Here is a 13,206-nt window from a genome sequence, read left to right on the forward strand (position 1 = left end):
TCGGGGATGAAGCAGAGGAAAGGGTTCACGTTGCTCGAGGTCATGATCGCGGTCGCGATCCTGGGCCTCGGCCTGACCGCGATCCTCGCCGCGCAGGCGGGCTCGTTCTCGATGTCGGCGCACGCCCGCAACATCAGCGTCGTGACGGGGCTCGCGCGCTGCAAGATGGGCGAGCTCGAGGAGGTCCTCCAGAAGCCCGACGGCTTTCAGGAGCTCGACGTCATCGAGAGCGGCCCTTGCTGTGAGGGCGACGAGACGCCGAACGTGAGCTGCACCTGGAAGATCGAAAAGCCCACGTTCCCCGATCCCGTGTATGGCGAGATGGAGCTCGACACGGGGCTCGACATCGGCGGCAGCCCCGGCGGCGGGCTCCCCGGGATGCCCGGAATGCCCGGGATGCCTGGCGGCGGCGGCCTCGATCCCGCGTCGCTCGGCGACGGCGGCCTGCCCGGCGATCCGACGGAGATGCTCGGCAGCTTGCTCAAGGAGGGGATGCGGAACGCTTATCCCACGCTGAAGAGCATCTTCGAGAACAGCACCCGCCGCATCACGGTGACCGTCACCTGGAAGCAGGGCGAAAAAGAGCAATCGTTCGACCTCGTGCAATGGTTCACGCGTCCGCCCACGCAGGGCATCGACGAGGACGCGCTCGACGGCGGAGGGCCGAACGGATGAGGCGCGCGTATCGCAAACACGAGCGCGGCGTGACGCTCATCGAGGCGCTCATGGCGATCGGCGTCCTCGCCCTCGTCGGCTCGCTCATTTATGGCGCGTTCGACGGGATGGCGCGCTCGCGCAAGGGCCTCTCGAACATCAACGATCGGTACCACCAGGGCCGCGCCGCGATCAGCCGCGTCAGCCGCGACCTGCAGATGGCGTTCGTCTCGCTGCACCAGCCGCTCATCGCATTACAATCGGTCCGCAACACGGCGTTCGTCGGAAAGGACGACGGCAACCTCGACCGCGTCGATTTCACCGCCTTCGCGCACCGCCGCCTCTCGCGCGACGCGCACGAGTCGGATCAATGCGAGGTCGGCTTCTTCGCCGTGCGAAACCCCGACACCGGCGGCATGGATCTCGTGCGCCGCGAGTCCCGGCACATCGACCTCGACCCCGCGAAGGGCGGCGTGGTCAATGTCCTCGCCGAGGGCGTCGAGCTGTTCGACATCGAATACCTCGACCCGGTGACCGCGGAGTGGACGACGACGTGGGACACCACGCAGGCGGGCTCGGGGCAATACCAGCGCTTGCCGCTCCAGGTGCGTATCACGCTCGTCCTCTCGGGCGGGCCGGGCGACAAGCCCATCCCGTTCCGCACGCGGATCTCCATGCCCGCGCAAAACCCCATCGCGTTCGGCGTCCCGAGGTGAATGAGATGCGCGTCTCGGCGACCCCGAAGCGGAAGAAGAAGCGCCGCAAGAAGGACGAGCGTGGCATCGCGCTGCTCATGGTCCTCGGCGCGATCACCGTGCTCACGGTCTTCCTCACCGAATTGCAGCAGGAGACCACCGCGGAGCTCGCGTCGGCGATCGCCGATCGCGACTCGCTGAAGGCCGAATACCTCGCGAAGAGCGCCATCAACCTCTCGCGCCTGCTCATCGCCAGCGAGCAGACCGTGCGCCCGACGATCACGCAGGGCCAGATCGGGATGATGCTGGCGATGCTCACGCAGGGCCAGCCGGGGCAGATCCCCATCTGGGAGAACGCGAACGAGGTGCTCGGCCTCTTCAATGACCAGACGGGCGCCGACGAGTTCGTCGCGGTCTCCGGCATGGATATCTCGACGGGGAAGAACCTCGGCGTCTCGGGCGGGCGCTTCGATTTCAAGATCGTCGACGAGGACGGCAAGATCAACCTGAACGTGGCCGCGAGCGGCAGCGTCACGGGTGAGATCCAGATGGTCAAGCAGCTCGCCTCGCTCATGTCGCAGAAGCCCGCGCTCTTCGAGCAGATGGACGCCGACGGGCAGGTCTCCGATCTGCGCTCGATTTGCGGCGCCATCATCGATTGGGCCGATCCGAACGAGCAGGCCGTCGTCTGCGATCCGCTGCTCACGGGGCCCGGGGGCTCGGCCTCCGAGGACAATTTCTATCAGACGATCGGCCTGCCCTACCGGCGCAAGAACGCGGCCTTCGATTCGCTCGAGGAGCTCCGGCTCGTGCGCGGCATCGGCGACGATTTCTGGGCGAACCTCGTCGAGCCCGATTCGGGCCGGCCCGAGAGCCGCATCGTCACGGTGTGGGGCCAGGGCAAGCTCAACGTCAACAGCGCGCCGGCCGAGGCCATGCTCACGGTGATCTGCGCCCACGCCGTGCAGGCCGCGACGCCGATGTGCAACCCGCTCGACCCGACCGGCCTCGTCTTCCAGCAGGGCTTCGTGGGCGCCGTCAGCGCCGTGCGGAGCTTCGTGCGGGGCATTCCGCTCTTCAGCAAGCCGGCGCAGTTCCGGCAGATCATCAAGGGGCAGGGCATGCTCGGTCAGATGATCGGGCCCATGATCGGCCCCGTCGTCTTCCAGAGCGACTCCGAGTTCGACAAGTCGATCACCACCTCCTCCAAGGTCCTCAGCATTTACGCCGAGGGCGTCGTCCCCGGCCGCAAGCGCACGACGCGCGTGCGCATCCACGCGGTCATCGACACCCGCCAGCCTCCGCAGCAAATGCAGCCCGGCGGCCCCGCCCAGGCCTCGCCTTTCGCGAACCCGGCGGGTAACATCGTTCATTATCGCATCGAGTGATCGTTCGTTCGTGAGAGAGTATTCGAGATGTCCAGAATCCTCGGTATCGACGTCGGCAAGGCGGTGGTCAGGGCGGCGCTCCTGCGCCTCTCGTACCGCAAGATCACGCTGGAGGCCCTCGGCGAGGCGCCGGTCACGGGCCTCTCGGTCGACGCCATCCGCGCCGCGGTGGGCGGCCACAAGGCCGACGCGATCGCGATCGCGATCTCGGGCGAGCGCACGTTCTTCCGCTCGGTCGACATGCCGACCTCGGCGCTGAAGGAGATCGAAAACGTCCTGCCGTTCGAGCTCGAATCCATGATCCCGTTCGAGATCACGGAGGCCGTGTTCGATTACCGCATGGACAAGAACCCCGGCGGCGACACGGTGCCGATCTTCGCGGCCATCGCGCGCACGGAGGACGTCAAGGAGCGCATCGACCTGGTGCGCGAGGCGCTCGGCATGGAGCCCGAGCGCGTGGGCACGGGCGCGCTGCCGCTCGCGAACCTCGCGGGCGCGATGCCGGAAATCGAAAAACCGTTCGGCAAGGAGGCGCCCGCGGGCGAGGCGGCCCTGCCCGTCGCGATCCTCGACCTCGGCGAGGCCACGAGCGACATCGTGATCCTGCGCGGCGGCGAGCCCGTCTTCGCGCGCACGCTCTCGCGCGGCACGCTCGGTTTGCCCGGGAGCGCGCCCGCGCTCTCGCGTGAATTGCGACAAACCCTGGCCGCCTGGCGCGCCTCGGGCGGCAGCCAGCTCGCCGGCATGTACCTCGTCGGCGGCGGAGCGAGCGCGCAAGGTGCGGAGGCGTTCCTCGCGACCGAGCTCGGCATCACGATCCTGCCCTTGCCGAAGCCGCGCCTCGAGAACGTCACGGCCGAGCAGGAGGCCATGCTCCCGCGCTTCGCGAAGGCCATCGGCCTCGCGATGGGCCTCGCCGGCAAGGCGCGCGGCCTGAATTTGCGCCAGGGCGACCTCGCGGCGGCGCGCAGTTATCCCTTCCTGCGCGAAAAGATCCCGCTCCTCGCGGGCCTCGGCGCCGCGGTCGTCGTGAGCTTCGTCTTCAGCCTGCTCGCCCAGCACCGGAGCCTCTCGGCCGAAAAAGACATGCTGCTCTCGCGGCTCGAGACGGCCACGGGAGACGTCTTCGACGAGGAGACGAAGGACCCGGCCGCCGCGCGTGGTTTGCTCGACAAAGGCCCCGCCAGCGCCGACGAGGACCCGCTGCCGCGCGCGGACGCCTTCGACGTCATGGTCAAGCTCTCGGAGTCCGTGCCCAAGGAGGTCGTCCACGACGTGCTCGAGCTCGACCTGAACCGCGGGCACGTCCGCATCGAGGGCACGGTCCCGTCGATCCCCGACGCGCAGGCGATCTCGGAGAAGATGAAGGAGCACAAGTGCTTCAAGGACGTGAAGATCAGCCGCACGGCCCAGTTCGGCAAGCCCGAGGACGGCAAGCAGAAGTACGTGCTCGAGTTCGAATTGAAGTGCGACGACAAGAAGAAAAAGACGACCGCCAAGGCTGACGCGGCGGACACGTCCTCGCCCGCGGCGGGCAAGGAGGAGGGCAAGTGACGCTCGCGGATCGCTTGGACAAACTGGAGCCGCGCGAGCGCAAGCTGCTCGGCGTCCTCGTCGGCACGCTGGCGGCGATGGTCGTGCTCGCGCTCCCGATCTACGCGTGGAGCGCGGTGAGCTCGTCGCGGACCGAAAACGACGAGATCCGCGCCCTCATCGAGGAGGTGTACAAAGCGCGCCTCTCGGTCGCCGAGCGCAAGGCGAAGCAAGACGCCCTCCTCGCGCGGTACGGCCGCCCCGCCCCCGCGCTCGCCGGCTTCATCGAGGAGGCCGCGAAGCAAAACGGGATCACGATCGCGGACGCGCAGGACAAACCCGATGTCCCGCACGGCAAGCGGTACACCGAGCGGCTCACCGTGGTCAAAATGCACAAGGTGGGCATGCTGGCGCTCGTGAAGACGCTCGAGAAGATCGAGCAATCGGGGCACGCGGTGGCGATCACGCGCCTCAACATCCGCCCGCGCGCCGGTGAGCCGGACTCGTACGAGGTGGAGCTCGGCGTGAGCGCCTACGACCGCAAGCCCGACGCGAAAGAGAAGGAAAAGGAGAAGGACAAGGGCGAGCCGAAGGATACGGCCGACGAGGAGAACAGCCCGTGAAGTCCCGATTCCTGCGCATCACGAAGCTCCTCGCCTACCCGGCGCTTTATTGCCTCCTCCTCGGGCTCTTCTTCTACCTGGCCTTCCCCTGGGATCGCCTGAAGGACCGCCTCATCGCCGAGTTCCAGGCCACGCAAAAAGGCAAGGACGCGAAGAGGATCGAGATCGACGAGCTCGATTCGTACTGGTTCACGGGCATCGAGGCGACGGGCGTGCGGGTCTACCTGCCGCCCGACGACGCGTCCTCGAGCTCGCGCGCGGCCGGGCCCTTCGGCGGCGCATCCGACAAGGACAAACCCGCGCCGAAGGAGAGCGTGCTCGAGATCGACGAGGTCGAGGCGCGTCTGCAGATCCTGCCGCTCCTCGTCGGCCGCGTGCGCATCAAGGTCTGGGCCCGCGCCTTCGACGGCGAGATCCACGGCACGATCCCGTACGGCGCATCGAGCGGCCCGGTCGAGGTCGAGCTCGAAGGCGTGGACCTCGCGAAGGTCGACGTGATCAAGGACTTCCTCGGCGTGCCGCTGAAGGGCGTCGCGAAAGGCGCGTTCGAGCTCACCGCCGAGGGCGGGAAGTTCAACAAAGCAAACGGCTCGCTCGACCTGACGATCGCGGGCATGTCCGTCGGCGACGGCAAGTCGAAGATCAAAGGCCAGATCGCGCTGCCCGAGGCGAAGCTCGGCGACCTCGTGATCGCCGCCGAGGCCAAAGAAGGCGTCCTCAAAATCACGAAGCTCGAGGCCAACGGGACCGACATCGAGCTCGCCGGCGACGGGAAGGTGAACGTGCGCGAGCCGTGGAACATGTCCGCGGCCGATCTCTACGTGCGCTTCAAGTTCACGGACGCCTATCGCAACAAGAGCGACCTGACGAAGTCGCTGCTCGGCGCGCCAGGCTCGAGCGCGCCGTCGTTGTTCGAGCTCGCCGACCCGAAGATCAAGAGGTCGAAGCGGCAGGATGGGTTCTACGGATGGCACGCGCACGGCGCGCTGTCGCGGATGAGGTTCGATCCACACTCGACCGACGGGGCCGCCGCAGGTCGTGGGCGCGGCAAGGGCGATTCGCCGTTCCCGACGAGGAAACCCGGCCTGCCGCTGGGCACGTCGACGGCAAAGGACAAGGGCGACGAGGAGCGCGCCCCCGCCGCGCCGGCGCCGAAGCCCGCCGAGCCCGAGCCCCAGGTGGTCGAGCCACCACGCGAGGCGCCCCTGCCAGCCGAGCCCGCGGACCAACCCGACGACAAACCCGAAGGAGCCCCCGCGATGCCCCCGGACGATCTGCCGGCGCCCCCCGTGCCGAGGCGAAGGCCAACGGAAACGGAATGAGGAGCGGATGAAATGAAAAACGCCGGGCCCTTTCGAGGAGCCCGGCGTTTTTTTGAGAGCCGATGCCGGATCGGATCAGTTGATCGGCATCCCCTCGCCCTGCGTCATCTCGTGGGTCTTCGGGTCGTACTTCGAGGTGCACTTCGCCATGACGAGCGTGGCCTCGAAATCGGTCGCCGACTTGAGCGAACCCTCGACCGTGACCTGCACGCCGCCCGCAGGGACGTCGCGGAAGGTGTCGGGAATGACGCACTGCGGATAACGCACGGGCAAGGTCTGCTGCTTGTCCTTGCCATGAATCGTGAACCGATACTCGCAAGGCTTGTCGCGCTTCTCGAGGGTGCCCGGCACGAGCTCGCCCTCGACGCGGACCTTGCGGCCCCTCAGTTTGTCCTGCTGGGCGAGGAGCTGATCGACGGGCGTCGCATAAATCGCCGCCTCCTTGAAGCCGAACAGGAAGAGCCCGACCAGCGCGCCGCCCATGACGAGCAGGGTGATCAAGAGGCCCACACTTCTGCTGGGCCGCTGCGCCCGCTCGGCCGGCTGGAGCACGACGATGGGAGGCACGGCCGCCGGTCCCTCGTCGTCCTTGTCGATCCCCGCAGCCTGCGCGAGCTCTTCGTCCAGCTTCTTGCTCATGACACGCTCAGGGTAGCGAACGTTTCCGGAGAGGTCGAGGGCCTGAAAAGGAAAGCAGGGCGAGGAGAGGCCCCTCCTCCCCCGCCCTGCCCGTTCCAGAGCCGAGCCCCGGTTCAGCGGTCCTGGTTCTGCTGGCCGTTCTGACCGCTCTGGATGCCCTCCTGGCCCCACCGGCGCACGAAGTCACGCGTCTGGTTACGCAGCGTGGGCACGCCGGCCGTGTCCTGGGCGAGCATGAGGATGCGGATCTCGTTGCCCTGCTCGATCACGCCGGACCGACCCGCCATCTGGCCGAGGTCGAAGAGGGGGCAACGCTCCGCCGCGCTCGTGGGGCGCGCCGCGCGTTGCTCGCCCGCAGGCGGGCTCATCGTGTACGCGATGTGGAGCGCATCGCCGCGCAGGGTGGAGAGGTCCACGCCCGACTTCGGGGTCGCGATGATCGCGACGCCCCCCTCGATGTCCTCGACGCGGAGGTTCGAATGCTGGACGAGCGAGGAGCACATCTCCTGCTCACTCAGCATGCCCATGTCCCCATGCTCCTGGCCCGTCTGGCCCTGGGCCCACTGCCCCGCCGTGCCGCGGCCAGCCTCGGTCTGACCCGTCGGGCCCTGGCCCCACTGCCCGGCCTGGCCCTGGCCATACGGGCCGAGTTGCCCCTGATCGGCGGGGACCTCGGCCTCGAAGGCCGGGGTCTGCCGCTGCTGCTGCGCACTCCGCGCGGGCTGCTTCTCGTTGCCCCCGCACCCCACGCCGAGGGTCATGAGGGCCGCCGCACCGAGCATCGTGAGCTGCATGGTCTTCAACATCGAAAAGTCCTCCTGAGAGGTAGAGGCATGCCCTCCGAACACGCGCGAGGAGCCTTCAAACAAGCCTCGCGTGCTCCGGCCGAGCCCCCTTCCGGACGGGGGTCATTGCAGCCGACGTGCCCCCCGGCACGATCTGCCCGGACACCTCGAGAGCGGCACGGGCTGCACGGGCTCGTTGTCCCTGGACACGACGCGCGCGTGCTGCTCTTCCTGCACGTCCGGCAGAGTCCGCGTTAAGGTGAGCGCGATCGTGGCGCGCCTCCCTTCCTCTCTCCGTGTGCAAAAAGGCCCGAGCCTGCTCCTGCTCGGTCTGCTCGTCTCCGGTCAAGCTTGCTCGGGCGCGAGTGTACGTGACAGGCAGCCGCCGAACGGCGGAGGAACACCAAGCGAGCGGAGGGAGCCGGCGACGGTGACGGTGACGCCGAGCTCGGCCGCCGGAGACCGGGTGTTACGTTTGTCGCTGGGAACGGTGGAAGAGGCGGGATTGCCGATATCGGTGGAGCCGGTCGTGGGAGAAGCGGCTGCGCTCCTGGTGTCGCAAGCCGCAGGCGAGCCCGAGGGATATGTCCGGTGGGTGGAAGAGTCGGGCCGGATGGGGCCGATCGTGCGGCTCGTGGACGAGAATGTGGTGCTGGCATTCACGAGGAGCGACGGGAAGCGGGCGCTTCTGACGTCGGGGAGCGGGGAGCGTTTGTGTTTGTCGGTGTTCGATAAAGGGTCGGAGGTGGCGGAGATCCGAGGGTGCGAGCGGGTCGGAGATGTGAAGGCTGTCGCGGTGAGCGGGGAGCGGGTGGCGCTGATTTCGGTGGAGACGGTGGGGGGAAAGGGGTCAGGGGGGGAGGGGCGAGCAGGGGCGGGGGGGGGGGGGGGGGGGGGGGGGGGGGGGGGCGGGGGGGGGCGGGGGGGGGGGGGGCGGGGCGGCCGCGCCGCCCCCCCCCCCCCCCCCCCCCCCCCCCCCCCCCCCCCCCCCCCCCCCCCCCCCCCCCCCCCCCCCCCCCCCCCCCCCGCTCGCCTCGTCCAGAAGCGGAAGTCCACGGCCAGGCCCAAGGGCGCGGGGAAAAGGGGGAATGGGAAGAAGGCGCCGGCGCGGCCGACGGTGGAGGTGACGGTGCGCTGGGTGTCGAAGGATGGGGCGTTCGAGGGGGAGGCGAAGGCGACAGGGCTGCGGTTCGTGCCGCCGCTGGACGGGATGGGGGTCGTGGATGCCATGGGGTCGGCGCGAGGGGTGGAGGTCGTTTGGTACGAGAGCGCCAAACCAAGGCGGAAGGTGAAGGGGATGGGGTGGGCCGCAATGGGCGGGGGGGTGATCGGGGCGGATGGGAGGTTCGAGGCGAAGAGTCGTACGAAGGTGGTGGAGGGGGAGCTCGAGTGGGGGGCTTTGAAGGGGTTTTATGCGCCGCGATTGGTGGGGGACAGTCAGGTGGGGCTGTTGACGCTGCCCGTGGCGCGGGGCGGGCGTTGCGAGGTGAGCTGGCTCGGGGGACGGTCGGTGAAGCTCGGGCGGAGGGAATGCGCGATCGAGCCAGGGGCGGGGGATGGGCTCGAGAAAATTTTGCAGGCGGAGCCTCGGCGTATGGCGGGGCAGGGGCGCAATGACGTGGGGCTGGTGGTGTGGGCCGGGGAGAGGGCGTTTTTTACGACGAGGGACGGGCGGGGGTTATGGTCGGCAGGGCGGGATGGAGCGCCGCGGGAGGAGGCGGTTCCGTTTCCGGCACGGCGAGGGCGGGTGAGCTGGGCGAGGGTTTGGCCCGATGGAACAGGGGTGGCGCTGGCCGGGGGGCGCTTGGGTTTTCTGGAGGGGGACGGGGTGCGGGATGGTTTGTCGAAGGAGGATATTTTTGCAGGGGGGCGGGGCGCCGGGGCGGTGGCGGGGATCGGGAAGGTCGGGGGAGCGGTCTGGGTGGCGCGGGGGGATGTGGGGCGGGTGGCGCCGACGGCAGGGGTGGCGGAGGTTTGGCGGGGCCGGGTTTGGCCGGAAGGGGCGGCGCTGGTCGGGGGGAAGGAGAAGGGGTTGTTGATCGAGCTGTCCGGGGGGCGGCTGCACGTGGCGGGTCTGGGGGAGGACGGGAAGGCAGGGGCGCCGGCCCTGTCGGACGGGCGGGCGAGGAGCGCGGCTTCGCCGGTGCGGCCAGGGTTTGTCGCGGTGGAGCGGGCCCGAGGCGGGGCGATCGTGGCGGGGGTCGGGGTGGGCTCGGAGGAGGTGGTGGCGTTCGTGGTGGATCCGGCGGGGCGGGTCGGACCGGTGGCGCGGACGTCGCTGACGGTGCGACCCGGAGAGACGGGTTTGCGTTTGTCAGGGCTGCCCGGGGGCGGGGCGCTCCTGTCGGATGAGGGGCGGCGGCAGGTGGTTTGGCTGGACGAGGAGGGGCGGGAGGTCGGGGCCGCGAGGTGGCCGGAAGGGGCGGCCGAGGGCTTTTGTCTGGACGGGACGCCAGGGCCGAGGTTTTATCCGACGGCCACGGCGGGAGGGTTTGTCGAGGTGGGGGCGCTGGGGGCGGCGGGGACGTGCGTGGTGGGGGAGCCCGGGTGGGCGACGGACGGGTCGCTGCGATGGTTTGGCACGCGAAACGAGGGGCGGGACGTGGTGCCGGAGGTGGGGGTGGTGCGAGGGCTCGGGCCGGCCGTGGAGCGGCCCGGGGAGGAGGCGACGGTCGTGGAGGCGGTGAAGGCCGCGGCGCCGCGGCCGTGTCCGCCGGACATGGTGCTGGTGCAGGGGACGTTGTGCGTGGACCGGTTCGAGGCGTCGATGGTGGACGCGGCGAGCGGGGAGGCGCTGTCGCCGGATTTCCCGGTGACGCCCAACTTGCTGGAGATCACGCTCGGAGATTGGTCGACGGGGCGGAGCCGAATGGGCGGGGTGCACGCGCGGGCCATGCCGCTGCCGCTCGTGCCGGGGTGGCAGCGGGGGCAGAAGCTCGAGGTGATGGCGGTGCCGCGGCGTATGGCCCGGCCAAACGGATATTTGACGGGGCTCGTGGCGGAGAGCGCCTGCGCGGCGGCAGGGAAGCGGCTGTGTACGCTGCCGGAGTTCGTGCTGGCTTGCCGGGGGCAGGACGATACGCCTTTTCCATACGGGGAGACGTACGTGGAAGGGGCGTGCAACGTGTTCCGGGAGGGGCACCCGGCGGCGATCTTGCACGACAATGCGTCGATCGGTCACCTCGATCCGCGCCTGAACCACGTGCGGGCCGGGGAGGCGCCGCTGTTCCGCAGGACGGGCGCGACGCCGACGTGCAAGAGCCGCTGGGGCAGCGACGCGATCTACGATATGGTCGGCAACCTGGACGAGTGGGTGGACGAAGAGGGCGGGGCCTTCGCGGGCGGGTTTTACGCGCGGTCGACGCGGAATGGCTGCGACGCGGTGGTGACGGCGCACCCGAAGAGTTACCTCGACTATTCGACCGGGGTGCGGTGCTGCAAGGACGCCGAGCCTTGATCGTCCGCCTGTAAGCTCGCCCGGCGGCGCGCGTTCTCCCGCTCCGAAAGGGAGTTCCATGCCTCGCACCGCCTCCACGTGCCTCGCCCTCGCGGCCCTCGCGCTCGCCGCCCTCTCGGGCTGCGGGACCAGCCACATGCCCGCCCGCGGCGCGGGCTTCCAGATGGATCGCGAGGCCGAGATCGACGACGAGGACATCCGCAAGGCGTTCGAGGCCCGGCCCCAGATGCCCACGAGCTCGATGCGGCTCGCCTACTACACGCTCGACCCCGAGGTCGCCCCGGACCTCGAGAAACTCTTCACCGCGCTGCCCGGGGTCACCAGCGTGTACCGCATTCCGTCGTTGCTCGTCACGGGCGAGCGGCGCCTGTCGGAGGAGAACGGGAATCGATATGGTTACGGGCCGCCGCGCGAGGTCTCGCTGAAGAAGCTCCGGTTGCTCTCGGCGCGCGCCAACGCCGACGTGCTCGTCATCGTGGACCATGGCTACCAGAACCTCGGCGTGAACCCCCTCATCGCCACCACGAGCCTGCTCCTGCCCGTGCTCTTCGTCCCGTACATCGATACCGTGGTGAAAGGATACGTGGAGGCGTTCGTCGTCGACGTGCGCAATGGGTACCTCTACGGTCACGTCTCCGACGAGGACCAGCGCGGCGAGCCGTACGCGACGATCTACGCGAAGAAAGCCCAGGAATACGCCAAGGAGCAATGGTTCGATCTCAGGAGCTCGCTGCAAAAGCAGCTCGTCACGCTCGTCGAGAACGAGCGCGCGCGAAAGCCCGAGCCGAGCCCGCCCGGCGCGACGCTCCCGCTCGCCGCACCCCCGGCCGCGCCGCCCGGGGCGGCTCCGGCGCCCTGAGATCGTCGGCCCTGCCCGATTGACGTGGCAGGGCGGCCTCGTCACATCCGAGATATGCGACCCGTCCTCCGCAATACGCTCCTGCTCGCCGCCCTGACGCTCGCCGCCGCCTGTCGCGAGCCCCGGCCCACGGACAAACCGCCCCACGTGCCGCCCGGCCCCATCGCGCCGACGAACGACACGCCCGGGACGGGCGCGCCGGACGCGCCGGAGACGGACACGAAATCGAACTAACGCGCCTTCTTCCGGGTCTTCGTTTTTTCGACCCCGGGCGCGTCCATGCAGCAGCGGAAACCCGTCGAATAATCGTGGTACGTGGGCTCGTGGGCGATCGTGGTGTACGTGCAGCCCGGGCCGTGCTCGATGGTGGTGCTGAAGAAGCCACCCACGAACATGGCGTTGCCGACCCTCCACGGCTGCTTCTTCCGCTCGACCTCGTCCCGGGCGAGGATGTCCTCGATGTCGGAGCCGACGTCGTCGCTCACCCACTCGTGGAGGTTGCCGACCATGTCGTGGACGCCCTCGTCGCTGCCGCAGGTCTCGTATTCGCCCGACCGGGCGAGGAATCCAGGCTCGCGGTCGAGCTTCGGGTCGTTGAAGACCTCGTACGTCCAGGCGCCGGGGCGATTGCCGTAAAGCTTCTCGAGGAGGTGAATCTTGCCGGTATTGCAGGCCCCGCGCTTGCCCTTGTTGCCATAAGGATACCGGTAGCCGTGTTTGCCCCGGCAGGCCCGCCTCCACTCGTCGCGGCGGCACAGGCGTTTGCCCGCGTGCGCGCAGGCCTCGGCCGCCTCGACGCGGCTGATGTACGCCTGCGGAAAGGCGCCCGCCGCGCTCATGGCGAGGTAAAACGTGCCCTTCTCGGGCCGCTCGTAATGCGGCCAGGGCGAAAGGACGCCGTCCGCGGTCTTCGTGGCGAGGTGCGCCTCCCACCGATCGACACAATAACGGCCGATCTTCAGCATTTCGGAGGGACAACCCGGCGGCGCCCCACCCTCGGCCTCCGCGTCCACGCCCGCATCCACAATCGTGACCGTGACCGCGACCGCCCCCGCGTCCGCGTCCGCCCCAGCGTCCGTGACCGCCGCCTCGACCGCGGGCACGGCGGAGCCGACGGGCACGGCCGCCGCCGTCGAGCTCGGCGCGGCGTCGCTCGGTTTGGCCTCGGAGGAGCGGCACGCGGCGAGGGCCATCGACGCGAGGAGCGCGGCGGCGGCGACGAAAACAGCGGGGCGAGGAGCGACGTGCATG

The 13,206-nt window shown here is 69.3% G+C and carries 12 protein-coding genes; 9 read left to right on the forward strand and 3 right to left on the reverse strand.

The window, feature by feature from the left end; all coding sequences use genetic code 11:
• The first annotated feature begins 6 nt into the window (after positions 1-6).
• Genes GF068_RS18850 through gspN form a run of 6 tightly spaced genes read left to right on the forward strand, consistent with a single transcriptional unit; the run spans position 7 to position 6,215 of the window.
• Complete coding sequence (locus tag GF068_RS18850) at positions 7-675, forward strand: type IV pilus modification PilV family protein (protein ID WP_153820796.1); 669 nt, start codon at positions 7-9, stop codon at positions 673-675.
• A complete protein-coding gene (locus GF068_RS18855) occupies positions 672-1,370 on the forward strand; it encodes a type II secretion system protein GspJ (RefSeq protein ID WP_153820797.1) in 699 nt (232 codons plus the stop codon). Before GF068_RS18850 ends, GF068_RS18855 begins: the two co-directional genes overlap by 4 nt.
• Positions 1,371-1,375: 5 nt before the next feature.
• On the forward strand, positions 1,376-2,737 hold the full coding sequence (locus GF068_RS18860) for a type II secretion system minor pseudopilin (protein ID WP_153820798.1): 1,362 nt from the start codon (positions 1,376-1,378) through the stop codon (positions 2,735-2,737).
• Between the two features lie 27 nt (positions 2,738-2,764).
• Positions 2,765-4,291, forward strand: coding sequence for a type IV pilus biogenesis protein PilM (pilM, locus tag GF068_RS18865; protein ID WP_153820799.1), 1,527 nt, complete (start codon positions 2,765-2,767; stop codon positions 4,289-4,291).
• Positions 4,288-4,893, forward strand: a complete 606-nt coding sequence (locus GF068_RS18870) for a hypothetical protein (RefSeq protein WP_338046458.1) — start codon at positions 4,288-4,290, stop codon at positions 4,891-4,893. The genes pilM and GF068_RS18870 overlap by 4 nt, the downstream gene beginning before the upstream one ends.
• Complete coding sequence (gene gspN / locus GF068_RS18875; protein WP_153820800.1) at positions 4,890-6,215, forward strand: type II secretion system protein GspN; 1,326 nt, start codon at positions 4,890-4,892, stop codon at positions 6,213-6,215. Before GF068_RS18870 ends, gspN begins: the two co-directional genes overlap by 4 nt.
• Positions 6,216-6,290: 75 nt before the next feature.
• On the opposite strand, the gene GF068_RS18880 is transcribed toward gspN, so the two are convergent.
• Together GF068_RS18880 and GF068_RS18885 are read right to left on the reverse strand one after the other, a co-directional pair.
• Positions 6,291-6,854: a cytochrome c maturation protein CcmE gene (locus tag GF068_RS18880; RefSeq protein WP_153820801.1), complete on the reverse strand. Its 564-nt coding sequence runs from the start codon at positions 6,852-6,854 to the stop codon at positions 6,291-6,293.
• A gap of 113 nt (positions 6,855-6,967) precedes the next feature.
• Positions 6,968-7,660 carry a hypothetical protein gene (locus GF068_RS18885; protein WP_153820802.1) on the reverse strand — a complete coding sequence of 231 codons (693 nt, stop codon included), beginning with the start codon at positions 7,658-7,660 and terminating at the stop codon, positions 6,968-6,970.
• A 2,014-nt stretch (positions 7,661-9,674) separates the two neighbouring features.
• Between GF068_RS18885 and GF068_RS18900 the strand changes: the two genes are divergently transcribed.
• The 3 genes from GF068_RS18900 to GF068_RS18910 are packed head-to-tail and all read left to right on the forward strand — an operon-like array spanning position 9,675 to position 12,189.
• Positions 9,675-11,096, forward strand: a complete 1,422-nt coding sequence (locus GF068_RS18900; protein WP_153820803.1) for a hypothetical protein — start codon at positions 9,675-9,677, stop codon at positions 11,094-11,096.
• A 58-nt stretch (positions 11,097-11,154) separates the two neighbouring features.
• Positions 11,155-11,955, forward strand: coding sequence for a hypothetical protein (locus tag GF068_RS18905; protein ID WP_153820804.1), 801 nt, complete (start codon positions 11,155-11,157; stop codon positions 11,953-11,955).
• Positions 11,956-12,009: 54 nt separating this feature from the next.
• A complete protein-coding gene (locus tag GF068_RS18910) occupies positions 12,010-12,189 on the forward strand; it encodes a hypothetical protein (RefSeq protein WP_153820805.1) in 180 nt (59 codons plus the stop codon).
• Here the strand turns inward: GF068_RS18910 and GF068_RS18915 are convergent.
• Complete coding sequence (locus GF068_RS18915) at positions 12,186-13,205, reverse strand: SUMF1/EgtB/PvdO family nonheme iron enzyme (RefSeq protein WP_153820806.1); 1,020 nt, start codon at positions 13,203-13,205, stop codon at positions 12,186-12,188. The two genes, GF068_RS18910 and GF068_RS18915, sit on opposite strands and share 4 nt — an antisense overlap.
• Position 13,206 lies beyond the last annotated feature (1 nt).

It is taken from the genome of Polyangium spumosum, assembly GCF_009649845.1.
Classification (GTDB): Bacteria; Myxococcota_A; Polyangia; order Polyangiales; family Polyangiaceae; genus Polyangium; species Polyangium spumosum.

Bases quoted from the DNA above. Each gene is read 5' to 3' on its own strand.
- GF068_RS18850 (WP_153820796.1), top strand. From the start codon at position 7: ATGAAGCAGAGGAAAGGGTTCACGTTGCTCGAGGTCATGATCGCGGTC.
- GF068_RS18855 (WP_153820797.1), top strand. From the start codon at position 672: ATGAGGCGCGCGTATCGCAAACACGAGCGCGGCGTGACGCTCATCGAG.
- GF068_RS18860 (WP_153820798.1), top strand. From the start codon at position 1,376: ATGCGCGTCTCGGCGACCCCGAAGCGGAAGAAGAAGCGCCGCAAGAAG.
- pilM (WP_153820799.1), top strand. From the start codon at position 2,765: ATGTCCAGAATCCTCGGTATCGACGTCGGCAAGGCGGTGGTCAGGGCG.
- GF068_RS18880 (WP_153820801.1), bottom strand. From the start codon at position 6,854: ATGAGCAAGAAGCTGGACGAAGAGCTCGCGCAGGCTGCGGGGATCGAC.
- GF068_RS18885 (WP_153820802.1), bottom strand. From the start codon at position 7,660: ATGTTGAAGACCATGCAGCTCACGATGCTCGGTGCGGCGGCCCTCATG.
- GF068_RS18905 (WP_153820804.1), top strand. From the start codon at position 11,155: ATGCCTCGCACCGCCTCCACGTGCCTCGCCCTCGCGGCCCTCGCGCTC.
- GF068_RS18910 (WP_153820805.1), top strand. From the start codon at position 12,010: ATGCGACCCGTCCTCCGCAATACGCTCCTGCTCGCCGCCCTGACGCTC.
- GF068_RS18915 (WP_153820806.1), bottom strand. From the start codon at position 13,205: ATGCACGTCGCTCCTCGCCCCGCTGTTTTCGTCGCCGCCGCCGCGCTC.